Consider the following 25,114-nt stretch of genomic DNA (forward strand, 5'->3'; position numbering starts at 1 on the left):
ACACTCAGCGCTGTGCTCTCGCTGAAGCGTACAGGCAGACCGCGGCGGCCGCAGCCAGGTTCAGGCTCTCCGCGCGCCCGTGCAGCGGCACCCGGACCCGGGCGTCGGCCGCGGCGGCCAGCTCCTCGGACAGCCCGTGCGCCTCGGAGCCGAACAGCCAGGCGGTGGGCTCGGCGAGCCGTCCGGAATCGGCCAGGTCGTCCAGGTCGCTGTCGCCGTAGCCGGTGGTGGCGAGCACTGTCAGACCGGCGGTACGCAGCGCTTCGACCACCTCGACCGGGTCAGCGGCACGGACCACGTCGACGTGGAAGAGGCTGCCGGCGGAGGCCCGGACGCACTTGCCGTTGTACGGGTCGACGGCGTCGCCGGCGAAGACCACGGCGCCCGCCCCGGCGGCGTCGGCGGTGCGCAGCACGGTGCCGGCGTTGCCCGGGTCACGGATCTCGGCGAGCACCGCCACCAGCCGGGGCGTACCGGCGAGGGCCTGCTCCAGCGGCACGTCCAGGTGTCGGCAGACGGCGACCAGCCCCTGCGGGGCCACGGTCTCGGCCAGCGCGGCGAGCGCCTCGTCGGTCACCTCGGAGACCGGCACGTCGGCGCGGGCCGCGGCGGCGGCCAGCTCCGCGTACCGGTCGAGGGCGCTGGGCGTACCGAACAGCTCGGTGACCACCTCGGGCCGCGCGAGAGCCTCGCGGACCGCCTGCGGGCCCTCGGCCAGGAACCGGCCGGTGGCGTCGCGGTCCCGACGGCGCTGCAACCGGCGGGCGGCGACCACCCTGGGTGTACGCGGAGTGAAGGCCATGGTGTGCGGTCCTCCGGCACGATCGAGGCGCCCCCCGGACGGCGGTGCCGACACGGGAGACGCCTCGCTCTTGTGCGCGGGGATCAGGCGGCCTGGGCCGCCGCGCCGCCGGTACCCTCGGCCGCGACCGCGGCCCGGGCCAGCTCGACGATCGCCGCGAAGGCGGCGGCGTCGTTGACGGCCAGGTCGGCCAGGATCTTGCGGTCGACCTCGATGCCGGCCAGACGCAGGCCCTGGATCAGGCGGTTGTAGGTCATCCCGTTGGCCCGGGCGCCCGCGTTGATCCGCTGGATCCACAGCTGCCGGAAGTCGCCCTTGCGGTCACGACGGTCCCGGTAGGCGTACTGCATCGAGTGCAGCACCTGCTCCTTGGCCTTGCGGTACAGCCGGGAGCGCTGACCGCGGTAACCGCTCGCGGTCTCCAGCAGGGTACGACGCTTCTTCTGGGCGTTCACAGCCCGCTTGACGCGTGCCATCTCAACTCCTTCTTACGTAAAGGTGGCGCGCGTCAGCGGCCGAGCAGCTTCTTGATGCGCTTGACGTCGGCCTTGGCCAGTACGACCGTGCCGGTCAGCCGGCGGGTCTGGGTGGAGGGCTTCTTCTCCAGGTTGTGGCGGAGGCCGGCCTGCTGGGCAACGATCTTGCCCTTGCCGGTGACCTTGACCCGCTTACCCATACCCGTGTGGCTCTTCATCTTCGGCATGTGGAACGTCTTCTCCCCTGTTACTCGCCGCTGGTGTCGGCGGCGGTGCCGGTGTCACCGGCTGCTGCGGTCTCGCCGACCGCCGCGGTCTCATCGGCTGCCGGAGCACCGGATTCGTCCGCTGCCCGGTCCCGAGGTGCACCGCGGGACGCCGTGGCGGCGACCGCGGAGGCCTTGACGGCCCGATGCGGAGCGAGAACCATGATCATGTTTCGGCCGTCCTGCTTGGGAGCGGCCTCGACGTATCCCAGTTCCGTGATCTCGGATTCGAGCCGGCGCAGGAGCCGGTAACCCAGCTCCGGGCGGCTCTGCTCGCGACCGCGGAACATGATCGTCACCTTGACCTTGTCGCCCGCCTTGAGGAACCGCACCACGTGACCCTTCTTGGTCTCGTAGTCGTGCGGGTCGATCTTCGGGCGGAGCTTCATTTCCTTGATGACGGTCTGCTGCTGGTTACGCCGCGCTTCGCGCGCCTTGAGTGCGCTCTCGTACTTGAACTTGCCGAAGTCCATGAGCTTGCACACCGGCGGGCGCGCCATCGGCGCAACCTCGACCAGGTCCAGATCGACGTCCGCGGCCAGCTGAAGGGCGCGCTCCAGTGGGACGATGCCCACCTGCTCACCCTCGGGGCCGACCAGTCGGACCTCACGTGCCCGGATCTGCTCGTTCACGCGTGGTTCGACGCTGATGGGGCCTCCTCGAGTCGTTTCTGCTCTGTCACCGACCCCCGCGGCTCCCGGGTGGGAACCGACCCGGAAAGCAGAAGGCCCCGGCGTATGCCAGGGCCCGCTCGACCGGTCGGCACGATCACAGGATCGCGCATCCGGAACCGGGACGTGCCCGGAACCGGGGACCGGACCCGGCCACCGTAGCGGCGACTCGGGTGGGAGCAGGCGCTCCGCTTTCGTGGCTGTCTGCTCGCACGCGGAGACAGCCTGGTCGACTCGATAACACTACACCCCGGCTCCGGCCGACCCGGAACCGGACCCACCCCACCCGGCAGCCGACCGGGGATCCGCACCCTTTCGGGGCTGTTGCCCGGATCATGCCGGCCTGGTGGGGCCCGTGGCGGGTCAGCGGCCGGAGGCGCGCTCGGCGAGGCGGGACTGGTGCGCCTCGTGCAGCCGGCGCAGCGCGCGGACCCCGTCGACGGCCAGTTCCTTGTCGGCAGCCTGCAGGGCGACCATCGGCAGCAGGTCGTCGTCGTGCAGCTCCAGGCTCGCCCAGGGCGCGCCGCGGTCGAAGCGGACGCCGCGGACGACCTCCCAGGGCAGCGTGTACGAGCTGATGATGTTGCGCACCCGGACTCCGCGCGCGTCGGCCTCCACCCGCGGGCGGGTGAACAGCAGGAAGCCCAGCGCACCGAAGATGCCCAGACCGATCATGGCGATCTGGTCGCCGCGCTGGAAGCTGCCGTAGCCGTTGCCGGTCGGGCCGCTCAGCGAGGTGGCCACCAGGGCGAACACCACCACCAGCGCGACCGCCGAGGACCAGCAGACCACCCGGATGCGGCGCGGCTTCAGGCGGACCAGCTTGGTATCACTCACCCCACCAGTCTGCCATCCGCGCCCGCCCGGGGACGGCACCACCCGCCGTGCCACCGCCACACCCGTGGGGGATCGACTCCAGATCGGCGATGTGGGGGTGTCCCGGCGCGCGGACACCCCCAGATCGCCGATGACGAGTGGATCAAGCCTGGCCGCCCAGCCGGTGGCGACCGGACGGTCGTCAGAGCCGGCAGGCGTGGATGTTGGTGACCAGGATGGCCCGGGCGCCCAGCTCGTACAGCTCGTCCATGATCCGGTGCACGTCGTCGCGGAGCACCATCGCCTGCACCGCCACCCATCCCTCGCGGTGCAGCGGCGACACCGTGGGCGACTCGATGCCGGGGGTCAGCCCGCTGGCCCGGTCCAGCAGACCGGCGGGCACGTCGTAGGCGAGCATCACGTATCGGCGGGCCACCAGCACGCCGTGCAGGCGGCGCAGCAGCTGCTCGGCCTGCGGGTGCCCCGACGCGCCCGCCCGGCGGACCAGCACCGCCGAGGAGCGCAGCAGCGGCTCGCCGAAGACCACCAGGCCCGCCTGGCGCAGGGTGGCGCCGGTTTCCACCACGTCGGCGACCACGTCGGCGACGCCGAGCCGGACGGCGTTCTCCACCGCGCCGTCGAGGCGGATCACGTCGGCCTTGACGCCCAGCTCGCCGAGGTGCCGCTCGACCAGCCCCGGGTACGCGGTGGCGATCCGGTGCCCGCCCAGGTCCCGTACCGAGGCGATGTCGTCGGGGCGGGCGGCGAAACGGAAGGTGGCCTGGCCGAACACGAGGTCGACGACCTCCTCGGCCGGCGCGGCCGAGTCGATCAGCAGGTCCCGGCCGGTGATCCCGAGGTCGAGGTCACCGGAGCCGACGTAGGTGGCGATGTCCTTGGGGCGCAGGTAGAAGAACTCGACATCGTTGGACTCGTCGCGGCAGACGAGATCCTTGGGGTCGGTGCGCTGGCGGTAGCCCGCCTCGCGCAGCATCTGGGCGGCCGGCTCGGCCAGGGTGCCCTTGTTGGGAATGGCGACACGCAGCATGACGGAGTGCTCCTTCGATCCGGATGGCGATCAACGGGTGGGGCACTCACAGATGTCGGTAGACGTCCTTGAGTTCGAGACCGCTGGCCAGCATCAGCACCTGGACCTGGTAGAGCAGTTGGGAGATCTCCTCGGCGGTGCGCTGCGGCCCCTCGTGCTCGGCGGCCATCCACGACTCGGCCGCCTCCTCGACGACCTTCTTGCCGATGAAGTGCACCCCCTTGTCCAGGGCAGCGACGGTGCCCGAGCCCGGGGTGCCGGCGGCGGCCTTGGCCTGCAGCTCGGCGAACAACTCCTCGAACGTCTTCACGGAACGCGATTCTTCCAGCCGACCGGTCAGCCGCTGAAGCCGACCCGCTGACCGTTGTGGACGAGCGTCTGGACGGCCAGCGCGGCGTCGAGCGCGGCGACGGTGGCCGACCAACCCTTGTCCTCCGCCGACCCGGGCAGCCCGGCCCGGTCCCGGGCCTGTTCGATGGTCTCCACGGTGAGCACCCCGTGCGCCACCGGCTTGCCCTCGTCCAGCGCCACCCGGGTCAGCCCGTCGGTGACCGAACGGCAGACGTAGTCGAAGTGCGCGGTGGCGCCGCGGACCACCACGCCGAGCGCGACCACCACGTCGCAGCGGCGCGCGAGGGCCTGGGCGACCACCGGCAGCTCGACCGAGCCGGCGACCCGGGCCACCACGGAACGGGCGCCGCACGCCTCGGCCGCGGCCACCGCCCGCTCCAGCATGTGGTCGGTCAGCTCCCCGTGCCACCGGGCGGCCACCACCCCGACGGTCAGCCCCGCGGCGTCCACCGTGCCGACTCCCGGCTCACCGAAACCCGCCATCGTCATGCTCCGATCTCATCGTTGGCGACCGGACGCCCCAGCGGCGCCTCGCTCACCTCGTCCAACTCGTCCAGCAGGTGACCCATCCGGTCCCGCTTGGTGCGCAGGTAGCGCAGGTTCTCCGGGTGCGCGCCGGCCGGCAGCCCCTCCCGGCCGGTGATCGTCAGCCCGTAGCCCTCCAGCCCGGCCCGCTTGGCCGGGTTGTTGGTCAGCAGCCGCATCGAGCGCACGCCCAGGTCGTAGAGGATCTGCGCGCCGGTCCCGTAGTCCCGGGCGTCGGCCGGCAGACCCAGGTCGAGGTTGGCGTCCACGGTGTCCCGGCCGAGGTCCTGCAACTGGTACGCCTGCAGCTTGTGCAGCAGCCCGATGCCGCGCCCCTCGTGTCCGCGCACGTAGAGCACCACGCCCCGGCCCTCCCGGGCGACGCGGGCCAGCGCGGCGTCCAACTGCGGCCCGCAGTCGCAGCGCAGCGAGCCGAACACGTCCCCGGTGAGGCACTCGGAGTGCACCCGGACCAGCACGTCCTGGCCGTCGCCGAGGTCACCCAGCACCATCGCGACGTGCTCGGCCGGGTCGTGCTCCGCGCGGTAGCCCAGGGCCCGGAACACCCCGTGCCGGGTCGGCATCCGGGCGTCCGCGACCAGTTCGACCTGCTTCTCGGTCCGCCGCCGGTACGCGATCAGGTCGGCGATGGTGATCAGCGTCAGGCCGTGCTCCGCGCAGAACTTCTCCAGGTCCGGCACCCGCATCATGGTGCCGTCGTCGTTGACCAGTTCGCAGAGACCGCCGGCCGGCCGCAGCCCCGCCAGTCGGGTCAGGTCGACGGCCGCCTCGGTGTGCCCGGGACGGCGCAACACCCCACCCTCCTTGGCCCGCAGCGGCAGGACGTGACCCGGGCGGACCAGGTCGGCCGGACCCGCGGCGGGGTCGCCCAGCAACCGGGTGGTGTGCGCGCGATCGGCGGCCGAGATGCCCGTGGTGACGCCCTCACGGGCGTCCACGGTGACGGTGTACGCGGTGCCGGTCCAGTCCTGGTTCTGGTGCACCATCTGCGGCAGAGCGAGCCGATCGCAGTCGGCGCCGGTCAGCGCGACGCAGAGGTAGCCCGACGTGTACCGGATCGTGAACGCCAGCAGCTCCGGGGTGGCCAGCTCGGCCGCGAAGATCAGGTCGCCCTCGTTCTCCCGGTCGGCGTCGTCGACCACGACGACCGGCCGGCCGGCGGCGATCTCGGCGACCGCCTGCTCAATGCTCCCGAAGCTGGTCATGCGACGGCCTCCGTGTAGGTGGGCGGGATCGAGACGGCCGGCCGGACGGCGCGCGAGGTGCGCCACCAGGCCGCGAAGCCCCAGGCGCAGAACGCGCCGTAGACCAGGTACATGGCCGCCGACGGGTAGAACCCGCCGCGCAGCAGCAGCGGCACGCCGACCGCGTCCACCGCGATCCAGACCAGCCAGAACTCCACCCAGCCGCGGGCCATGCCGTAGGTGGCCAGCAGGCTGCCGGTGAGGATCCAGGCGTCCGGCAGCGGGCCCCAGGAGCCCAGTGCGTCGAGCACCGGGTACGCCGCGGCGGTGCCGACCGCGGCGGCCAGCAGCATCCCCAGCCGCTCCCGACCGGTGGCCCAGCGTGGCTGCACCGCGGCTCGCCCGGCGTCGGCGCGGCGGTTGCGCCGCCAGCGCCACCAGCCGTAGACGCTGACCGCGAAGAAGAACACCTGCCGGCCGGCCTGCCCGTAGAGGTCGTGCTCCTGCGGGGTGGCGAACACCCCGCCGAGGAAGACGGTCAACAGCAGCGCGTTGCCGATCATGCCAACCGGCCAGGCCCAGACCACCCGGCGCAGGCCCAGGAGCGCGGAGACCAGCCCGAACACGTTGCCGACGATCTCGCGGACCAGCACCGGCGAGCCGGCCACCTGCACCTGGGCGTCCAGCAGCCAGCCGAGCGGGCCCATCAGGCCACCCCGCCCGTGCTCGAGGCCACCCCGTGACCGTCAGCGTCGGTGAGCCGGGCGCCGAGCAGCCGCTCGACGTACTTGGCCAGCACGTCGACCTCCAGGTTGACCGGGTCGCCGACACCCTTAGCGCCGAGCGTGGTCAGCTTGAGCGTGGTCGGGATCAGACCGACGGAGAACTGGTCCGCGCCCACCTCGGCAACGGTCAGCGAGACGCCGTCGATGGTGATCGAGCCCTTCTCCACCACGTACCGGGCCAGAGCGGCGGGCAGCCGGAACCGGACCGTCTCCCACTGCTCGGCCGGCTGCCGGGAGATCAACTCACCGACCCCGTCCACGTGCCCCTGCACCAGGTGCCCACCGAGCCGGCTGCCCAGCGCGGCGGCCCGCTCCAGGTTGACCGGGTCGCCGGGGCGCAGCGCGCCCAGCGCGGAGCGGCGCAGCGTCTCCCCCATCACGTCCGCGGTGAAGACACCGTCCGCCGCCTCCACCACGGTCAGGCAGACGCCGTTGACCGCGATGGAGTCGCCATGGCGGGCGTCGGAGGTGACCAGCGGGCCGCGTACGGCGACCAGCGCCGAATCGCCCGCCGTCGACGACACCCGGACGACCTCGCCCAGCTCCTCGACAATGCCGGTGAACATGTCAGCCCTCCCTCTTACGGGGCAACGCGGTGATCCGGAGATCCGGACCGATCTGCGTAACGTCGACGAACTCCAGATCAATTGCCTCAGCGATGGTGCTCACCCCGGCGTCGACCAGAGCGGTCGGACCGGCGCCGAGCAGCCGCGGCGCGACGTACCCGACGATCTTGTCGACCAGGCCGGCGGCGAGGAACGCCCCGGCCAGCCGGGGGCCGCCCTCCAGCAGCACCGCGCGGACCCCGCGCTGGTGCAGCGCCGCGAGCAGCGCCGGCAGGTCGACCCGGCCGTCCGGGCCCGCACCCACCTCGGCTGCGGTCGCGATCCACGTCCGTGCGGCGCCGTCGCGGACCCGGGCGTCGGCCGGGGTACGCCCCGAGCTGTCCACGACCACCCGCAGCGGCTGCCGGATGGCCAGGCTGCCGTCGCGCAGGTTGCGGGCGGTCAGTCGGGGATCGTCGGCGAGCACGGTGCCGACCCCGGCGATGACCGCGTCGACCGTGCCGCGCAGCGCGTGCACGTCGATCCGGGCCGCCTCCGAGGTGATCCACATGCTGGTTCCGTCCGCCGCCGCGGACCGGCCGTCCACCGTGGCGGCGTACTTCCAGATCACGTACGGCCACCCCCGGCGCATCGAGGTCAGCCAGGCGACGTTGCCGGCCTCGGCCTCGTCGCCGCGTATCCCCAGGTCCACCCGGACCCCGGCGGAGCGCAGCGTGGCGGCGCCGCCGGTGGCCACCGGGTTCGGGTCGGGTACGGCGATCACCACCCGGCCCACTCCGGCCTGAACCAGCGCGGTGCTGCAGGGGCCTGTGCGGCCGGTGTGGTCGCAGGGTTCCAGAGTGACCACCGCCGTGCCGCCGCGAGCGCGCTCCCCGGCCTGGGCGAGCGCGACGATCTCGGCGTGCGGCCCGCCGGCGTAGGCGTGGAAGCCCTCACCGACGACCGCGCCGTCCGCGTCGAGCAGCACGCAGCCGACCACTGGGTTGGGGCTGGTGGTTCCCAGCCCGCGCGCCGCCAGCTCGATCGCGCGTCGCATCGCCTCATCGACGGAGACGCTGGCCATCGCCCTGTCCCTGCCCTCTCACTCGCCGGTCCGCGCGCGGGCGGTCAGGGAGGCGGCATGGGCCGCAGGGCATGCGGCGGCGGATTCCGGGTACGGCTCAGCCGCCCCGGGGGGTCGGCACGGCACGCTGAGGCCAGCGGCCGGCTCGGACCCGTCCGTCCCGCGCGCTGTCTCCCATCCGGACTGTCTGGGCGCGGACGAACCGCCCCCAACCGTCGGCCCCGGATTCTCACCAGGTCCACCGGGCGGCACAGCCGTCCGGGTCGCGGGCTTACCACGGTTGGACCGTGGATCACCGCCGGTTCGGAATTTCACCGAGTCCCGCCAGCGCGTGGTGGGTACTCCGGCAGTCTTACACGCAAACGGGGGTCCGTCGCTACCGAGGCGAGCTACTTCACAGCCGGATCACGCTCACGTGACGCCGCGCCGCCGGTCCACCGCCACGTACGACCCGGGCTGGCTCTTGGCCACCGTCTTCATCTCGGAGGCCACCGCGATCGCCTCGAGCGGGTCGGTGAACCGCTTGCCGGCGTCGGAGAGGGAGACGCCGATGGAGAGGGTGACCAGGGCCGCGCGACGGATGGTGCCGCGCCGGTCCTTCAGCTCGACGAAGCCGCGCTCGCGGTCGGTCGGGTCGTAGAGCGTGTCGGCCGCCTTCTCGAAGTCGACCACCGCCCGGGAGGTCAGCGAGCGGACCTGGTCCGGGGCGCAGACGATGACGAAGTCGTCGCCACCGACGTGGCCGAGGAAGGCCGGTGGCAGGCCCACCGCCACCACCGCCCGGTGCAGGCTGCGGGCCAGCGCGGAGATGAAGTCGTCGCCGCGGACGAAGCCGTACCGGTCGTTGACGCTCTTGAACCGGTCGATGTCGATGTAGCCGACCGCGTAGTCCACCCCGTGCCGGACCCGGTCGCTGATCTCCCGGCGGATCCGGCTGTTGCCGGGCAGCCCGGTCAGCGGGGAGACCTCCCGGAACTCCTTGTTGCGCCGCAGGGTCGACGAGACCCGGGCCACCAGCTCGGCGGTGTCGAACGGCTTGACCAGGTAGTCGTCGGCGCCGGCGCTGAGCCCGTGCACCTTGTCGACGGTCATCCCCTTGGCCGTCAACATGATCACCGGTATCGCGGAGGTCATCGGGTCGGCGCGCAGCCGCCGGGTCAGCTCCAGCCCGTCGATCCGGGGCATCATCAGGTCGACCACGGCCAGGTCGGGCCGCTGCCGCTCGATTATCTCGAGGGCCTCCTGGCCGTCGCTGGCGTGGATCACCTCGAAGCCGTGCAGCCGCAGGTTGAACTCGACGAAACGGGCGATGTCCTCGTCGTCGTCCACGACGAGGATGATGTCCTTGCGGTCACCCTCGGGGTCCACCTCAGGCCCCGGGAGCCGCGCGTTCCGCCAGCGCCCGCAGGTGACGTACCGCCTCCGCCGGGTCGGCGGCACCGTAGACGGCGGTGCCGGCCACGAACGCGTCGGCGCCCGCGGCGGCCGCCTGCTCGATGGTGTCGGCGGCGATCCCACCGTCCACCTCGATACGCAACTCCAGGTGCCCGGCGTCGACGTGCCCGCGGGCGGCGCGGACCTTGTCCAGCAGTTGCGGGATGAACCGCTGCCCACCGAAACCGGCCTTGATCGTCATGATCAGCAGGGTGTCGAAGCTGGGCAGCAGCTCCAGATACGGCTCGATCGGGGTGTCCCGGTCGATGGCCAGCCCGGCCTTCGCGCCGGCGGAACGCAGGTCCTTGGCGAGCGCCACCGGGTCGTCGCACGCCTCGGCGTGGAAGGTCACGTTGTACGCCCCGGCGTCGGCGTAGCCGGGGGCCCACCGACGCGGGTCCTCGATCATCAGGTGCACGTCGAACGGCAGCGCGGTGACGGCCCGCAGGCTCTGCACCACGGGCAGACCGATGGTCAGGTTCGGCACGAAGTGGTTGTCCATCACGTCCACGTGCAACCAGTCCGCGGCGTCCTCGACGGCACGGACCTCTTCGGCGAGGTGGGCGAAATCGGCGGCCAGGATGCTCGGCGCGACGATTGGCGGCGGTACGGTCACCGGGCCAGTGTACGAACGCGGCAACCCGCCGCCCCAGCGCGGCACCATCGGGGACGCGCTGTGATCCAGCAGTGACCAGTGGTGCAGAATTGGCCGGTCCGGACCGCCGAATCCGGACGAACAGACCTCAGCGGCTGGCCGATCGACGGAAACGCGACGACACTCCAACCGGGACAGTGCCGTAGGCTGCACGCCCGCCGGGGTCTCGCCGCGGGGCGCGGTGACCGGTCGCCAGCTCCCGGGAGGGCGGACGATGCGACGGTGGCTCGGAGCGCTGGCGCTGGCCGGCGCCACGACGATGCTGCTGGCCGGCTGCGGGCCGGCGCGAGGCGCCGACGGTGACCTCACCGACGACTGGCCGGCGCTGCGGGCCCCGAAACCGTTCACCCCCGCCACCGACACCTGCCTGCCCCGGATCACCTCGATCGTGCAGGCCAGCACGTACGAGACGGTGGACTGCGCCCGCAGCCACCTGGCCGAGGCGATCCACGTCGGCGCCTTCGCCGGCCCCGCCGCACTCGCCGCCACCCGGCCGCAGCCGGGATCGAAGGCACTGCGGACCGCCCGCGCCGAATGCGACCAGCGGGCCCGGGAGGTGCTCGGCGGCGACTGGCACACGGCGCGGCTCACCCTGTCCCTCTCGCTGCCCTCCGCACCCGCCTGGAGCGGCGGCGCGCGCTGGTTCCGCTGCGACCTCAGCGAGACCGACAGCATCGACAACACCCGGCCGGTGAACCGCACCGGCAGCCTGCGCGGCGCGTTGATCGGTGACACACCACTGACGCACAGGTGCTTCGACCCCAAGCTGATCGGCGACAACCTCAACTACATGGCGCCGGTGCTCTGCACGGAACCGCACCGCGCCGAGTTCGTCGGCGTCTACCTGGAACGGGACATGAGCTGGGCCGACTTCACCCGCTCCGCCGACCAGGCGCACCAGCGCTGCATGGCCCTGATCGCCACGTACGCCGCGGTGCCGAACAACAGCGACCTGCCGTACCGGGCCGGGTCCATCTACTACCCGCCGTCACAGCGGGAGTGGGAGGAGGGTGACCGTGGGGTGCGCTGTTTCCTGTGGAGTGACGACCGCAAACTCACCCGCTCGATGCGCAATGCGGGCCCACAGGGACTACCCGCGATCTGAGCACCGGTGCCGTATGCTGCTGCGCCGTGGCGCTACCGACCGGCTGGGGGCCGGGCGGAGACCACCAGCGGCGGGAGGTCGGGGGATGCGACGGTGGTTGGCGGCGCTCGCCGTGGGCACGACGGCGGCCCTGGCGCTGACCGGATGCGGCGCGCCCGCCGGAGTCGACCGGAACCTCATCGACGACTGGCCGGCGCCCGTCGCGGCGCAGCAGTTCGTTCCCGCCGCCGAGGTCTGCCACCACGACGCCCAGCAGGTCGGCTATCTGACCGGATACAACCCGGTGGCGTGCACCGAGTCGCACCGGGTGGAGACCATGCACGTCGGCACGCTCACCGGCCCGGGCACGGACCGCGGAACACCCCCGCCGCCCGGCTCGGTCGGCATGCGGACCGCGCAGGCCAGCTGTGACAAGGAGATCAGCAAGGCGGTGGGTGCCGACTGGCGCTCCGGGCGCCTCGGCCTGACCGTCGTGCTGCCGTCCGCGCAGGCCTGGGCCGGTGGCGCCCGTTGGTACCGCTGTGACGTCACCGAGATCGCCAGCATCGACGACACCTCCGTCGGCCTGCGCACCGGCAGCCTGCGGGGCGCGCTGACCGGCGCGGCGCCGCTGGCGTACCGCTGCTTCAACCCCAAGCTGGTCAAGGACGACATCGACGAGATGGTGCCGGTCTCCTGCACCAGCCGGCACCACGCCGAGTTCGTCGGGATCTGGCAGGCCCCGGACATCAGCTACGCCGAGTTCAACCGCACCACAAAGCGGACCCACCGGGCCTGCCAGACGGTGACCGCCAGGTACGCCAAGGTGCCGGACAACTCCCAGCTCGACTTCCGTACCGGAACGATCTACTACCAGCCGTACGAGCAGGAGTGGAAGAACGGCAACCGCGGCGTGCAGTGCTTCCTGTGGATCAGCGACCGGAACCTGACCCGCTCGATGAAGGGCGCCGGCACCAAGGGCCTCCCGGTCACCTGACCAACGCATTTCTGTGAAAGGAAGGGTCCCTTATTAACGCCTGGCGTTAACAAGGGACCCTTCCTTTCACTAAAGCTCAGCCTCGGCGCAGGACGGCCAGGAACATCGCGTCGGTGCCGTGCCGGTGCGGCCAGAGCTGCACGGTGGGGCCGTCCCCCAGACCCGGCATCCCGGCCGGCAGCAGCGGCCGGGCGTCCACGAAGTCGACCGGCACCCCGCTGCGGCGAGCCGCCTCGGTCACCGTCACGTGGGTCTCCACGGTGTGCGGCGAGCAGGTGACGTAGGCGACCAGCCCACCCGGACGGACCGCGCGCAGCGCCGCACCGAGCAGCTCCCGTTGCAGCCGGGTCAGCGGCGGCAGGTCCGAGGGCTGCCGACGCCAGCGCGACTCCGGCCGGCGGCGCAGCGACCCCAGCCCGGTGCACGGGGCGTCCACCAGCACCCGGTCGAAGTGCCCCTCCGGCAGCTTCGGGTCCGCACCGACCTCACGGCCGTCCATCGCCAGGACCGTCACCGGCAGACCCCGGGTCGCCTGGGAGACCAGCCGCGCCCGGTGCTCGGCCACCTCCACCGCGGTCACCCGGGCGCCACGCTGCGCGGCCAGCGCGCCGAGCAGCCCGGCCTTGCCGCCCGGACCGGCACACAGGTCCAGCCAGCGTCCGTCCGGGCCGTCCAGCGGCGCGTCGGCGAGCGCGCCGGCCACCAGCTGGGAGCCCTCGTCCTGGACATGGGCCCGGCCGTCGACCACCGCCGGCACGTCGCCGGGCGCGCCACCGGGCAGGTAGACGGCGTACGGCGAGAACGCGCCGGGCGCCCCGCCGACCTGGTCGGCCAGCTCCACCGGGTCGATGAGGCCGGGCCGGGCGCACAGGTGCACCGGCGGGCGCTCATTGTCCTCGATCAGCAGTCGGGCCGTCTCGCCCAGATCGCCGCCGAGCGCCTCGGAGAACGCCCGCACGATCCACTGCGGATGGCTGTACGCCAGCGCCAGGTGCCCGACCGGGTCGGTCTCCATCGGCGGGGCGAGCTTCGCCACCCAGCCGTCCACATCGAGGGTGGACACCTCGCGCAGCACCGCGTTGGCGAACCCGGTGGCGCCCGGCGCGACCGCGCGGACCAGGTCCACGGTCGACGAGACCGCGGCGTGCGGGGGCACCCGGGTGTGCAGCAGCTGGTACGCCCCGAGGCGCAGCGCGTCGCGTACCGGCGGGTCGATCCGGGCCACGTCCCGGCCGGCCGCGTCGGTCAGGATCGCGTCCAGGGTGCCCAGGTGGCGCAGGGTGCCGTAGGTCAGCTCGGTGGCGAAGGCCGCGTCCCGGCCGTACAGCCCCTCCTCGCGCAGGATGGTGGGCAGCACCAGGTTGGCGAACGCGTCGTCGCGGTGCACCGCGGCGACCGCCTCGTACGCCGCGCGCCGCGGGCGGTCCAGCGGCGGCCGGACCGGCCGGCGGTCCCCGCCGCGCCCGGCCGACGGGCCGCCACGCGTCGGGCGCGTTCCCTCCGGGGCGGTCACGCGAACTCCTCGCCGGTGCTGACCCGGACGCCACGCGCCCAGTCGGTCGCCGGCATGGCCCGCTTGCCGGCGGCCCGGACCTCGCCCAGTCGCACCGGCACGGTGGCCGTGCCGGCCAGCACCCGGGCCTTCTCCACCAGCAGCTCCCCCGGCTTCAGGTCGGGGCCGTCGGCCGCCGCCACCACCGGGCCGAGCTTCACCCGCTCGCCCCGGAAGGTCGTCCAGGCGCCCGGGGCCGGGGTGCAGGCCCGGATCCGCCGGTCCACAGCGAAGGCCGGGTCGGTCCAGCGCACCCGGGCGTCCTCCACTGTCAGTTTCGGTGCCAGCGACACGCCGCCGGCCGGCTGCGGCTCGGCACGGGCGGCGCCGTCGGCGATCGCGTCGAGCACCGCCACCAGCAGCCCGGCGCCCGACACGGCGAGGCGCTCCAGCAGGTCACCGGAGGTGTCGCCGGGGTGGATCTCGTCGGTCAGGGTGCCGAAGACCGGACCGGTGTCCAGGCCCTGCTCCAGCTGGAAGACGCTGGCCCCGGTCAACTCGTCGCCGTGCAGCACCGCGTGCTGCACGGGAGCGGCGCCGCGCCAGGCGGGAAGCAGCGAGAAGTGCAGGTTGATCCAGCCGTACCTGGGGATCTCCAGCGCGGCCGGCGGCACCAGCGCGCCGTAGGCGACCACCGGCACGCAGTCCGGGGCGAGCTCGCGCAGCCGGTCCAGGAACTCCGGGTCACGGGGGCGGGCGGGGGTGAGCACCTCGACGCCGTGCTCGTCGGCCCACTCGCCGACCGGGGAGCGGGACAGGCCGCGCCCGCGTCCGGCGGGCGCGTCCGGCCGGGTGACCACCGCGACCAGCTCGTGCCGGGAGGCGGCGACGGCTGCCAGGGCGGGGACCGCGACGGCCGGCGTACCGGCGAAGATCACACGCATCCGGGTCACCGACCCAGACCGAAGGGGCTGCCCGCGGCGTGCGGGTTGACCTTGACCACCGGCGGGGCCGACGGGTCGTACCACTCGGCCTGGCGGATCGCCTTCATCGCCTCCTTGCGACCGGCGGCGTCGAGCCGGTCCAGGAAGAGCACGCCGTCGAGGTGGTCGGTCTCGTGCTGCACGCAGCGCGCCATCAGCCCGGTGCCGACGATCTGCAGCGGGTCGCCGTAGCCGTTGAAGCCCTTGGCGATGACGTTCTGCCGGCGCTTGGTGTCGAAGTACAGCCCGGGAATGGACAGGCAGCCCTCCGGGCCGTCCTGCTCCTCCTCGTCGGGGAACTCGAGCACCGGATTGACCAGGTGCCCCAACACGTCGTCGACGTCGAAGGCGAACACCCGCAGGCCCACACCGAGCTGCGGCGCGGCCAGGCCGGCGCCACTCTGCTCCCGCATCGTGTCGGTCAGATCGGCGATGAGCCTACGCAGTTCGACGTCGAAGTCGACGACCGGATCGGCCGGCGTGCGCAGCACCGGATCCCCAAACAGACGGATGGGCTGGACGGTCACGCGGGACGGCTCCTTCATGGGGTGGGACGAGCGGTGCCGTACCAGTCTACGGAGTGCCCGGGTGGGCGCCGGCCGGCGTACCTCGATCGGCCACCGCGGGTGTGCCCAGCGTCACCGGCAGGCTCTGGTACCCGCGCAGGGTCAGCCGGGTGCGGTGTCGGGGCGCCCCCGCCAGGGCCAGATCGGGCAGCCGGCGCAGCAGCATCGGGAAGGCCAACTGCGCCTCCAACCGGGCCAGCCCGGCGCCGAGACAGTAGTGCGGGCCGGCGCCGAAGGAGAGCGGGTGCGCCTGGTCGCGGGTCGGGTCGAAGCGCTGCGGGTCGGGGAACCGGCGCGGGTCGCGGTTGGCAGCCCCGAGCAGCAGCAGCGCCGTGCTGCCGGCCGGCAGGTCCAACCCGCCGCAGCGCACCGGCGCGGTGCTGGTCCGGGTGGTCAACTGCACAGGCGAGTCGTAGCGAAGCAGCTCCTCGACGTACGCCGGGGCGAGCCCGGGGTCGGCGCGCAGCTCGGCGGCGGCCTCCGGGTGCCGCAGCAGCACCACCAGCCCGTTGCCGAGCAGGTTGGTGGTGGTCTCGAAGCCGGCGACCAGCAGCACCACCAGGTTGGCCAGCAGCTCGTCGCCGGTGAGCCGGTCGCCGTCGGTGTCGTGCACCTGGACCAGCGCGGTGGTCAGGTCGTCGGCCGGCGTGCGGCGGCGGGCGGCGACCAGCTCAGCGAAGTACGCGCGCAGCTCGGCGGCGCCGGCGTCGGCGACGGCCAGCTCCTCGGCGGTGATCTCCGGCTCCAGCACCCCGGTCAGGTCGCCGGCCCAGCGGCGGAACAGCGGCCGGTCGGTGGCCGGCACGCCGAGCAGCGCGCAGATCACGCCCACCGGCAGCGGGTACGCGAAGTCGGCCAGCACGTCGACGGGCGCGCCGTCCGCGGCACGGTCCAGCATGTCGTCGAGCAGGGCCTCGGCCTGGGCACGCACCACGTCGCGCATCCCGGCGATCCGGCGCGGGCTGAACGCGCCCGCGGCGAGCCGGCGCATCCGGCTGTGGTCCGGCGGGTTGGTCCGCAGCATGGACCGGGCGATCGACGAGATCGCCGGGCTCTCGCGCCAGTTCGGCCAGACCTGGTCCCGCAGCGCGTCGTCCAGCACCCCGAGCCGGGGATCGCGCAGCAGCTCGTCGACCTCCGGATAGCCGGTCACCACGTACAGGCCGGGCAGGGCCTGCACCACCGGCCCGTGCGCCCGCAGCCGCTCGTACGTCGGATACGGGTCGACCCGCCCCTGCGGCGACATGAGCAGTGTGAGCGCCTCGGCAGCCTCCATGGCCGGCCTCCCCGTCGATGCGTCGGAGGCTCCATCATGCCCACGCCGCCGTCGCCTGGCACCCCCTCGCAACGGGAAACCGCCCACGCCGGGCGAGGGTGACCGCGGGGTCAGGCGCTGGCGCCCGGGTCCCCCGCGAGGACCGCGTCGCCGCCGAGCAGCGCGGGCTCCGGCAGCGGCAGCTGGATCTTGTGGGCGGCCTCCCAGTCGTAGACCAGGCCGGGACGCACCTGCGCGCGGAAGTAGTCGATAGCGCTCATTCCGCCGACCACCGGCTCGTCGACCTCCGCTACGAGCTGGGCGGGGACCAGGGAGAAGCCGTTCTGCAGGGCGGCGCTCAGGCGGCGGTGGCCGTCGACGACGAAGAAGTACTCACCGGTGAACCCGATCTTCAACGGCTCCAGCGCCTCGTCGCCGGCCTCGGCCACGTCGCCGACGAACTCGGAGTCCCACAGCCCGCGCAGGGTGGCGATGTCCTCGGTCGGGTAGACCCGGGCCGGGTCCAGCAGCAGCAGCGGCGGGTCGTCGCGCAGCACCTCACCGCCGAGCGTCCCCTCGTACACGGCGATGATGTGCTCGACCACCTCGGACGCGGGCGCACGGGTGGTGTCGCAGATCAGGTCATAGTTACGCAGCCGGGCCTTGTCCACCCCGTACCGGATGATGAACCGGTTGCGCTCGCTCTCGCTGCGCTCGCGCAGCTTGGCCTTGGCCTCCTCCAGCGTGGCGTAGCTCTCCGCCGGCCCGGAGGGCCGCGCCAACACCCGGCGGGCTGCCTCACCGGGCTCGGTGATCATGTGCACCTTGAGCGCGTCGGTGAAGAAGTGCCACGCCAGCCGGGAGTCCATGATGAGGCGCTCGCCGGAGGCGGCGATGTCCCGCTGGAGCTGGTCGACGTAGCCGTCGACGGCCTGGTCGAGCTCGGCGTGCAGGTTGAGCTGCAGCGCGGTCATCTGTCGCTGCTGCGCCATCTCCCGGTAGAGGTCACCCACGCTCACCCGGCGCATGCCGAGCCGCTTGGCGATCTCCACCGACACGGTGCTCTTGCCGCTGCCGAGGTCGCCGTTGAAGACGATCGAGTGTCGAACGGTCACGACTGGTCCACCCCTGATCACCGGCTGTTTGAGATCATCGACATCGCGTCCGACCGACGCGTTCCCGCCATCGTCGCTGCCACCCTGCGAAGGCTACAGCTCGGCGCGTCTGGCGCCGCGCCGCGACCTGGAGCCGTCGTCCGCCCGAGCATGACGGGCGATGCTACCACCCGGGCACCAGCGCTTTACCGGACGCGGTGTGCGGGTGCACCGCCCCCGACCAGGTCCGCAGCCGCCGTCGGGGGTCAGAACAGGCTCAGCGGATCGACCTGGAGGCGGACCGGGTCGGCGGCCTTGCGGGCCGCGCGCGCCCCCGCCGCCGAGTGCAGCGCCTCGGCCAGCGCGCCGGCCCGGGCCCGGGGCACCCGCACCAGCATCCGCTCGCGGCCCTCCTCGGCCGGCACCGGCCCGAGCACCTCGGCGTCGTCGGGCAGCCGGGCCGCGGCGAGCAGATCGGCCACCGCCTCGGCCGGGCCGGTGACGCTGGCCATCCGCACCGCGGGCGGAAAGCCCAGCTCACGGCGCTCGGCCAGTTCCCGGGCGGCGAACCAGCCGGCGTCCCAGCGCAGCAGCGCCTGCACCGGGGCGAGCGCGCCGTCGGCGACCACCACCACCCGGCCCGCCGGGGCCGGGCGGGCCAGCGCCGCCGCCGCCAACCAGCGGCGCAGCGCCTCCTCGCCGGCGCGCAGGTCGGCCCGGGTCAGCAGGGCCCACGAGTCGAGCAGCAGCACGGCGCCGTAGCCGCCCTCGGCGACCGGCTCGGCGCCGGGCGTGGCAACCACCAGGGCCGCGCCGCCGGGCACGTCGCGCAGCACCTCCTCCCGCCCGGAGGTGCGCACCGGCACGCCCGGGAACGCCCGGCCCAGCTCCTCGGCGGTACGCCGGGCGCCGGTCACCGCGGCCCGCAGCCGCCGGCCACCGCACTCCGGGCAGGCGTACGCGGCGGCCACCCGGGCGCACCAACGGCAGGCCGGGGTGCCGCCGGCCGACGGCAGAGCGAGCGGGCCGGCGCAGTGCGCGCAGCGGGCCGGGGTGCGGCAGTCCGCGCAGGCGATCGAGGGCAGGTAGCCGCGCCGGGGCACCTGCACCAGCACCGGCAGGTCCGCGCGGAGGGCATCGCGGGCGGCCGTCCAGGCCAGGCTGGGCAGCCGGGCGGTGGCCGCCCCGGGGTCGCGGGCCAGCTGCGGGTCGTCGCCGGTCGGCGCGATGGCCGGGATACGGGCCCGCACGGTCGCCCGGTCGGCGACCACCTCCCGGGCCCAGCCGGTCTCCACCAGCAGCTGCGCCTCGGCGGTGCGGGCGTACCCGCCGACCAGCGCGCCGGCGTCGGCGAGCTGGGCGCGGGTGAGCAGCACGTCCCGGGCGTGCGGATAGGGGGCCCGGGGTTCGGCGTGCAGGTCGTCGCCGTCGTCCCAGACGGCGACCAGGCCGAGCCGGTCCACCGGGGCGAACATCGCCGCCCGGGTGCCGATCACCACCGGCACCTCCCCGCGCCGGGCGGCGAGGAACGCGCGGTAGCGCCGGGCCGGACCGAGCGCGGCGGAGAGGGTGACGTGCCGTCCCGCGCCGAGCACGCCGGTGAGCGCGGCGTCCAGTCGGTCGAGGTCGCGGGCGTCGGCCACCACGACCACCGCTCCGCGGCCCCCGGCGACGGTGGCGGCGACCGCGTCGGCGTACCGGGCGGCCCAGTCCTCGCCGGGCAGCGCCGACCAGACGGCCCGGGGCGCCCGGCCGTCGGTGAGCGCGCGCAGGAGGGCCGGACCGGTCGGGTAGTCGTGCCACCCGCGCGGGTCGACCGCCTCGGTGGGGGGCGCCGGGGCGGGCTGGTCGTCGCGGGGCTCCTTCTCGACCCGGGCGTGCCGGGGTGGCACGGCGAGCCGGAGCACGTCGGCGAGGCTGCCCGCGTACCGGTCGGCGACCGCACGGGCCAAGCGGGCGACCTCGGGCGCCAGCACCGGCTCCGGCGAGACCACCTTCTCCAGGTAGGCGAGCCGGCCGGTGTGCCCGGAGTCGTCGGCGCGCGACAGCAGCCAGCCGTCGACGAGTTGCCCCGCGAAGCGCACCTTCACCCGGGTGCCGGGCACCGCGACGGCGTCCAGGTCGGCCGGCACCAGGTAGTCGAACGGCCGGTCCAGGTGCGCCAGCGGGACATCCACGCAGACGCGCGCGACCGGCGACCCATCCGCGGGTCGCCGGTCGCTGCGCCTGGTGGCGGTCAGGCTCCCGCGGCCGACTTGAGGTCGGCGGCCCGGTCGGTGCTCTCCCAGGTCAGGTCCGGCAGCTCGCGGCCGAAGTGGCCGTACGCGGCGGTCTGCTGGTAGATGGGGCGGAGCAGGTTGAGGTCCCGGATGATCGCGGCCGGTCGCAGGTCGAACACCTCGGTGACGGCCTTCTCGATCGAGGCGACCGGCACGGTCTCGGTGCCGAACGTCTCGATGAACAGGCTCACCGGGTGCGCCTTGCCGATGGCGTACGCGACCTGCGCCTCGCACCGCTCGGCCAGGCCGGCGGCGACGACGTTCTTGGCCACCCAGCGCATCGCGTACGCGGCCGAGCGGTCCACCTTGGACGGGTCCTTGCCGGAGAACGCGCCGCCACCGTGGCGGGCGTACCCGCCGTAGGTGTCGACGATGATCTTGCGTCCGGTCAGGCCGGCGTCACCCATCGGGCCACCGATCTCGAACCGGCCGGTCGGGTTGACCAGCAGCCGGTAGCCGTCGGTGTCGAGGCCGAGGCTCTCCAACTCCGGAGCGATCACGTGATCGCGCACGTCCGGGGTGAGCAGCGAGTCCAGCGAGATGTCGGCGGCGTGCTGGCTGGACACGACAACGGTGTTCAGCCGGACCGGGCGCAGCCCCTCGTACTCGATGGTGACCTGGGTCTTGCCGTCCGGCCGCAGGTACGGGATCGTGCCGTCCTTGCGCACCGCCGAGAGGCGGCGGGCCAGCCGGTGGGCGAGGGCGATCGGCAGCGGCATCAGCTCGGGCGTCTCCGAGCAGGCGAAGCCGAACATCATGCCCTGGTCGCCGGCGCCCTGCGCGTCCAGCGCGCTCTCCGAGGCTCCGGTACGCAACTCGAAGGCGTTGTCCACGCCCTGCGCGATGTCCTCGGACTGTGCGCCGATGGAGACGCTGACCCCGCAGGAGGCCCCGTCGAAGCCCTTCTTCGACGAGTCGTACCCGATGTCGAGGATGGTCCGGCGGACGATCGTCGGGATGTCGGCGTACGCCTTGGTGGTCACCTCACCGGCGATGTGCACCTGCCCGGTGGTGATCATGGTTTCCACCGCGACCCGGCTGTGCGGATCCTCGGCGAGCAAGGCGTCGAGGATGCCATCGCTGATCTGGTCGGCGATCTTGTCCGGGTGGCCTTCCGTGACCGATTCGGACGTGAAGAGGCGGCGTGTCACGGCACTCCTAAGCGTGTGAGGTCGTTCCGCGGCAGTCTAGTCACCGCTGCGGAGGGTGTCGGGATCGGTCGCGCCCTGTTCCACCCGTCAGGAGCGGCCGGGCCACCGCGCCACGACGAGATCCCAGACGGAGTCGGCCACATCCTCCTTGGCCTGCTCCGGCAGCCGGCTGACCGAGCCGTCCGCGCCGATGACCGTCACCGTGTTGGTGTCGGCGCCGAAGACCTTGTCCACGCCGACCTCGTTGACCACGATCAGGTCGGCCCGCTTCCGGGCGAGTTTCGCCCGGCCGTTGGCCTCCGCGTCGCCGGTCTCGGCGGCGAACACCACCAGCACCTGCTCCGGTCGTTTGCGCTGGCCGAGCTCTGCCGCGATGTCCGGGTTCGTGACGAGCTCGATGGTGGGCGCGACACCGTCGTCCGACTTCTTGATTTTGCCAGGCGCGTACGCCGCCGGCCGGAAATCAGCCGGAGCCGCCGCCATCACCACCGCGTCGGCGTCGACGGCGGCCTTCAGCGTCGCCTCCCGCAGCTCGCCGGTGGTGCCCACCCGGACCAGGTCGATCCCGGCCGGGTCGGCGAGGGAGACGTTGGCCGCGATCAGGGTGACCCGGGCGCCCCGGGCGACGGCCGCCCGGGCGAACGCGTAGCCCTGCTTGCCGGAGGAGCGGTTGCCGAGGAACCGGACCGGGTCCAGCGGCTCGCGGGTGCCACCAGCGGTGACCACCACCCGGCGGCCGGCCAGGTCGGCGGGGGCGGGCGCGCCCCGGGTCAGGACCCGATGGGCGATGGCGAAGATCTCCGCCGGGTCGGGCAGCCGGCCCTTGCCGGTGTCGACGCCGGTGAGCCGGCCGACGGCCGGCTCGATGACCCGGACACCACGGGCGCGCAGCGTGGCGACGTTGGCCACGGTGGCGGGGTGCTCCCACATCTCGGTGTGCATGGCCGGAGCCAGCACCACCGGGCAGCGCGCGGTCAGCAGCGTGTTGGTCAGCAGGTCGTCGGCGAGCCCGTGGGCGGCCTTGGCGAGCAGGTCGGCGGTGGCCGGCGCGACCACCACCAGGTCGGCCTGCTGGCCGAGCCGCACGTGCGGCACCTCGTGCACGTCGGACCAGACGTCGTCGGCGACCGGCTGGCCGGACAGCGCTGCCCAGGTCGGCGCCCCGACGAAGCGGAGCGCCGACGCGGTCGGCACGACGCGAACCCGGTGACCCGATTCGGTGAAGAGCCGCAGCAGCTCGCAGGCCTTGTAGGCGGCGATGCCGCCGCCGACCCCGAGGACGATCCCGGCGGACATCGACGCGTGGGGGCTTACGGCTGGTCGGTCGGCTCAGCGGTGAGCAGGCCCGCGTTGATCTCGCGCATGGCGATGGAGAGGGGCTTCTCCTGGGGGGTGGTCTCGACGAGCGGGCCGACGTACTCCAGCAGGCCCTCGCCGAGCTGGCTGTAGTAGGCGTTGACCTGGCGCGCGCGCTTGGCGGCGAAGATGACCAGCGCGTACTTCGACGTCGTCTTCTCGAGGAGCTCGTCGATCGGCGGGTTGGTGATGCCTTCGGGGTTGGCGATGGATCCCACGAATTAACCTCTGCGTCTTTCGAGCCGCGCGGACGCGGTGCTGAGTCTCAACGGCGGCCGGCTGTCAGCCGCGCACGCGCGACCAGGCCGGATCCGGATAAGAAGAACCGAGTAAGCCTACCAGCTCGACGACCACCCGATCGGTGAGGTCGTGGGTCAGGGCGTGCTCGAAGGTCGCCGCCACGGCGGCGTCGGGTCGGTGACCGGGCGGACTCAGCAGCACCAGCCGCGCGTCGGGCAGTCGCGCCCGGACCAGTTGGGCGCCGGTCACGTCGAGCGGAAGCAGCACCGGCTGCCCAGCGTCGAGCCGGGCGCGCAGCGGCGGGTACGGGGTGCCCCGACAGTGCGGGCCGATCCGGGACCACTCCAGCAGCTCGCCGGCGGCCACCCGGCGGTCGAACTCGGCGGGAGCGAGGAAGACCCGGTCCTCCCCGTCGATCTCCCGCTCCCGGCGCGGGCGGGTGGTTGCCGGCACCGGGATCCACACGGACGGAGAACGCGCCCGGACGAGCTCGACGACACTCTCCCTGCCGGAACCCGAAGGTCCAGCCAGGACAGTGAGCCGAGCCGCCGGGCGCGCCTCGTCATCCGTGCTCACTGCTTGTTTCTACACGCTGCCAGGTTCAGTTGGCGGCGAACTCTCCAAGCAGTGCCTTGCGCTGCTGCTCACCGAGGCCGCGCAGGCGACGGCTGTCGGCGATCTTGAGCTTCTCCATGATCTGGGTAGCCCGGATCTTGCCGATGCCCGGCATCGCCTGCAGGACGGCCGAAACCTTGAGCTTGCCGACGACGTCGTCGCTCTCGGCCCGTTCAAGGACGGCACCAAGCGTGGTCTTGCCCTGCTTGAGCTGCTCCTTCAGCTCGGCACGGGCCTTGCGGATCTCCGCGGCCTTCTCGAGCGCGGCAGCGCGCTGTTCGGGGGTCAGTGACGGGAGCGGCACCAGTTCTCCTCAGGTCCCTATCGCGGCGGGCGGGGCGCACCGCCGCATCTGTGAAACGTGGTGTCGCTGTGAACCAAGGGGTCCGTGGTTCCCAGCGCGGGGAAAACTAGCGGTCAACGGAGCTTTCGGCAACGTGGGCGCGCGATGATCATCGCAAAGTGACCGAGCCGTCAGTCAGTCACCGGGCAGCCAGAACGCTCCGGCAGTCGGCCAGCACCCGGTCCGCGGCGGCCCGCAGGGCGGCGGCGTCGGGGCCCGCGGAGAGCACCTCCCGGGAGTACGACGGGAGCACCGCGGCGAGGCTCGAACCGAAGACGGTCCGCAGATCGGCGGCACCGGCACCCTGCGCCCCGAGCCCCGGCGCGAGCAGCGGACCACCCACCCCGGAGAGGTCGTGACCGGTGTCGCCGATGGTCGCGCCGACCACCAGCCCGAAGCTGCCGAGAGGGGTCGCACCCCTGTTGAGCTGGGAAATCTCGTCGATCACGGTCTGCGCCACTGTGCGCCCGTCGGCCGTGCGGGCCCGCTGCACGGCGGCTCCCTCGGGGTTCGAGGTGAGGGCCAGCACGAACACGCCGCCACCGTGCTCGGCGGCCAGCTCGAACATCGGCGCCAGGGAACCCACCCCCAGGTAGGGGCTGGCGGTGACCGCGTCGACATACAGCGGACTGGATGGATCAAGGTAGGCGGAGGCGTACGCGCTGACCGTCGAGCCGATGTCCCCGCGCTTGACGTCCAGCAGAACGAGCGAACCGGCATCGCGTAACTGTCGGATAGTTGACTCAAGAATCGCCACGCCGCGGGACCCGAAACGCTCGAAAAAGGCCGACTGAGGCTTGACCACCGCAACCCGGTCACCGAGGGCGTCGACCACGGTCCGGGTGAACCGGTCGAGCCCCTGGACGTCGTCGGTGAGGCCCCAGCGGGCCAGCAGACCGGGATGCGGGTCGATGCCCACGCAGAGCGGTCCCCGCTCGCTGACGGCCCGGTGCAGCCGGGTGCCGAAGCTTTCCATCCGGTACTTCCCCTCTCGTC

Annotated in this window: 28 protein-coding genes and 1 riboswitch; of the genes, 2 read left to right on the forward strand and 26 right to left on the reverse strand. The window is 73.2% G+C overall.

Annotated features, from left to right (window positions below):
- Nucleotides 1–4 precede the first annotated feature (4 nt).
- The 14 genes from GA0070607_RS01635 to rpe form a co-directional block, all read right to left on the reverse strand.
- Nucleotides 5–802 carry a TrmH family RNA methyltransferase gene (locus GA0070607_RS01635; protein ID WP_089016567.1) on the reverse strand — a complete coding sequence of 266 codons (798 nt, stop codon included), beginning with the start codon at nt 800–802 and terminating at the stop codon, nt 5–7.
- An 83-nt stretch (nt 803–885) separates the two neighbouring features.
- The gene (gene rplT / locus GA0070607_RS01640; protein WP_030335718.1) at nt 886–1,278 is read right to left on the reverse strand and encodes a 50S ribosomal protein L20; all 393 of its coding nucleotides are present in this window, start codon (nt 1,276–1,278) and stop codon (nt 886–888) included.
- Nucleotides 1,279–1,310: 32 nt separating this feature from the next.
- Nucleotides 1,311–1,505, reverse strand: a complete 195-nt coding sequence (gene rpmI, locus GA0070607_RS01645) for a 50S ribosomal protein L35 (RefSeq protein WP_007458415.1) — start codon at nt 1,503–1,505, stop codon at nt 1,311–1,313.
- Between the two features lie 20 nt (nt 1,506–1,525).
- A complete protein-coding gene (gene infC / locus GA0070607_RS01650; RefSeq protein ID WP_089016568.1) occupies nt 1,526–2,176 on the reverse strand; it encodes a translation initiation factor IF-3 in 651 nt (216 codons plus the stop codon).
- A 402-nt stretch (nt 2,177–2,578) separates the two neighbouring features.
- On the reverse strand, nt 2,579–3,052 hold the full coding sequence (locus GA0070607_RS01655) for a PH domain-containing protein (RefSeq protein ID WP_172898958.1): 474 nt from the start codon (nt 3,050–3,052) through the stop codon (nt 2,579–2,581).
- 181 nt (nt 3,053–3,233) lie between these two features.
- Nucleotides 3,234–4,079 carry an ATP phosphoribosyltransferase gene (gene hisG, locus GA0070607_RS01660; protein ID WP_089016569.1) on the reverse strand — a complete coding sequence of 282 codons (846 nt, stop codon included), beginning with the start codon at nt 4,077–4,079 and terminating at the stop codon, nt 3,234–3,236.
- 46 nt (nt 4,080–4,125) lie between these two features.
- Complete coding sequence (locus GA0070607_RS01665) at nt 4,126–4,389, reverse strand: phosphoribosyl-ATP diphosphatase (RefSeq protein ID WP_089016570.1); 264 nt, start codon at nt 4,387–4,389, stop codon at nt 4,126–4,128.
- Between the two features lie 26 nt (nt 4,390–4,415).
- Nucleotides 4,416–4,913, reverse strand: coding sequence for a 6,7-dimethyl-8-ribityllumazine synthase (gene ribH, locus GA0070607_RS01670; RefSeq protein WP_089016571.1), 498 nt, complete (start codon nt 4,911–4,913; stop codon nt 4,416–4,418).
- Between the two features lie 2 nt (nt 4,914–4,915).
- On the reverse strand, nt 4,916–6,181 hold the full coding sequence (locus tag GA0070607_RS01675) for a bifunctional 3,4-dihydroxy-2-butanone-4-phosphate synthase/GTP cyclohydrolase II (protein ID WP_089016572.1): 1,266 nt from the start codon (nt 6,179–6,181) through the stop codon (nt 4,916–4,918).
- Entirely contained in the window at nt 6,178–6,867 is a 690-nt protein-coding gene (gene pnuC, locus GA0070607_RS01680) for a nicotinamide riboside transporter PnuC (protein ID WP_089016573.1), read from the reverse strand. The genes GA0070607_RS01675 and pnuC overlap by 4 nt, the downstream gene beginning before the upstream one ends.
- Nucleotides 6,867–7,511, reverse strand: a complete 645-nt coding sequence (locus GA0070607_RS01685; RefSeq protein ID WP_089016574.1) for a riboflavin synthase — start codon at nt 7,509–7,511, stop codon at nt 6,867–6,869. Before GA0070607_RS01685 ends, pnuC begins: the two co-directional genes overlap by 1 nt.
- Nucleotide 7,512: 1 nt before the next feature.
- The gene (gene ribD / locus GA0070607_RS01690; RefSeq protein WP_089016575.1) at nt 7,513–8,574 is read right to left on the reverse strand and encodes a bifunctional diaminohydroxyphosphoribosylaminopyrimidine deaminase/5-amino-6-(5-phosphoribosylamino)uracil reductase RibD; all 1,062 of its coding nucleotides are present in this window, start codon (nt 8,572–8,574) and stop codon (nt 7,513–7,515) included.
- 162 nt (nt 8,575–8,736) lie between these two features.
- A riboswitch (FMN riboswitch) is annotated at nt 8,737–8,907 on the reverse strand.
- 78 nt (nt 8,908–8,985) lie between these two features.
- Nucleotides 8,986–10,014: a response regulator gene (locus GA0070607_RS01695; protein WP_172898959.1), complete on the reverse strand. Its 1,029-nt coding sequence runs from the start codon at nt 10,012–10,014 to the stop codon at nt 8,986–8,988.
- Nucleotides 9,944–10,624, reverse strand: a complete 681-nt coding sequence (rpe, locus tag GA0070607_RS01700; RefSeq protein WP_089021586.1) for a ribulose-phosphate 3-epimerase — start codon at nt 10,622–10,624, stop codon at nt 9,944–9,946. The genes GA0070607_RS01695 and rpe overlap by 71 nt, the downstream gene beginning before the upstream one ends.
- Nucleotides 10,625–10,877: 253 nt before the next feature.
- Between rpe and GA0070607_RS01705 the strand changes: the two genes are divergently transcribed.
- The gene (locus GA0070607_RS01705; RefSeq protein ID WP_089016576.1) at nt 10,878–11,768 is read left to right on the forward strand and encodes a septum formation family protein; all 891 of its coding nucleotides are present in this window, start codon (nt 10,878–10,880) and stop codon (nt 11,766–11,768) included.
- Nucleotides 11,769–11,853: 85 nt separating this feature from the next.
- Nucleotides 11,854–12,744, forward strand: a complete 891-nt coding sequence (locus GA0070607_RS01710; protein WP_089016577.1) for a septum formation family protein — start codon at nt 11,854–11,856, stop codon at nt 12,742–12,744.
- A gap of 76 nt (nt 12,745–12,820) precedes the next feature.
- Here GA0070607_RS01710 and GA0070607_RS01715 read toward each other — a convergent pair whose 3' ends face one another.
- From GA0070607_RS01715 to pyrF, 12 genes are all read right to left on the reverse strand, one after another.
- Nucleotides 12,821–14,257: an RsmB/NOP family class I SAM-dependent RNA methyltransferase gene (locus GA0070607_RS01715; protein WP_089016578.1), complete on the reverse strand. Its 1,437-nt coding sequence runs from the start codon at nt 14,255–14,257 to the stop codon at nt 12,821–12,823.
- Nucleotides 14,254–15,180, reverse strand: coding sequence for a methionyl-tRNA formyltransferase (gene fmt / locus GA0070607_RS01720; RefSeq protein WP_089016579.1), 927 nt, complete (start codon nt 15,178–15,180; stop codon nt 14,254–14,256). Before fmt ends, GA0070607_RS01715 begins: the two co-directional genes overlap by 4 nt.
- A gap of 5 nt (nt 15,181–15,185) precedes the next feature.
- Nucleotides 15,186–15,746, reverse strand: a complete 561-nt coding sequence (def, locus tag GA0070607_RS01725; RefSeq protein ID WP_089016580.1) for a peptide deformylase — start codon at nt 15,744–15,746, stop codon at nt 15,186–15,188.
- 46 nt (nt 15,747–15,792) lie between these two features.
- The gene (locus GA0070607_RS01730) at nt 15,793–17,061 is read right to left on the reverse strand and encodes a cytochrome P450 (RefSeq protein ID WP_089016581.1); all 1,269 of its coding nucleotides are present in this window, start codon (nt 17,059–17,061) and stop codon (nt 15,793–15,795) included.
- Between the two features lie 110 nt (nt 17,062–17,171).
- Nucleotides 17,172–18,155, reverse strand: a complete 984-nt coding sequence (locus GA0070607_RS01735; protein WP_089016582.1) for an AAA family ATPase — start codon at nt 18,153–18,155, stop codon at nt 17,172–17,174.
- Nucleotides 18,156–18,400: 245 nt separating this feature from the next.
- Complete coding sequence (locus GA0070607_RS01740; protein ID WP_089021588.1) at nt 18,401–20,374, reverse strand: primosomal protein N'; 1,974 nt, start codon at nt 20,372–20,374, stop codon at nt 18,401–18,403.
- The gene (metK, locus tag GA0070607_RS01745) at nt 20,371–21,564 is read right to left on the reverse strand and encodes a methionine adenosyltransferase (RefSeq protein ID WP_089016583.1); all 1,194 of its coding nucleotides are present in this window, start codon (nt 21,562–21,564) and stop codon (nt 20,371–20,373) included. Before metK ends, GA0070607_RS01740 begins: the two co-directional genes overlap by 4 nt.
- Nucleotides 21,565–21,651: 87 nt before the next feature.
- Complete coding sequence (gene coaBC / locus GA0070607_RS01750) at nt 21,652–22,860, reverse strand: bifunctional phosphopantothenoylcysteine decarboxylase/phosphopantothenate--cysteine ligase CoaBC (RefSeq protein ID WP_089016584.1); 1,209 nt, start codon at nt 22,858–22,860, stop codon at nt 21,652–21,654.
- Nucleotides 22,861–22,874: 14 nt separating this feature from the next.
- Entirely contained in the window at nt 22,875–23,138 is a 264-nt protein-coding gene (rpoZ, locus tag GA0070607_RS01755; protein WP_007075826.1) for a DNA-directed RNA polymerase subunit omega, read from the reverse strand.
- 64 nt (nt 23,139–23,202) lie between these two features.
- Nucleotides 23,203–23,736, reverse strand: coding sequence for a nucleoside/nucleotide kinase family protein (locus GA0070607_RS01760; RefSeq protein ID WP_089016585.1), 534 nt, complete (start codon nt 23,734–23,736; stop codon nt 23,203–23,205).
- Nucleotides 23,737–23,761: 25 nt separating this feature from the next.
- Complete coding sequence (mihF, locus tag GA0070607_RS01765; protein ID WP_007458370.1) at nt 23,762–24,079, reverse strand: integration host factor, actinobacterial type; 318 nt, start codon at nt 24,077–24,079, stop codon at nt 23,762–23,764.
- A gap of 178 nt (nt 24,080–24,257) precedes the next feature.
- A complete protein-coding gene (gene pyrF / locus GA0070607_RS01770; protein ID WP_089016586.1) occupies nt 24,258–25,094 on the reverse strand; it encodes an orotidine-5'-phosphate decarboxylase in 837 nt (278 codons plus the stop codon).
- Between the last annotated feature and the right edge of the window lie 20 nt (nt 25,095–25,114).

Origin of the sequence: Micromonospora coriariae, assembly GCF_900091455.1 — a bacterium.
GTDB lineage: Bacteria > Actinomycetota > Actinomycetes > Mycobacteriales > Micromonosporaceae > Micromonospora > Micromonospora coriariae.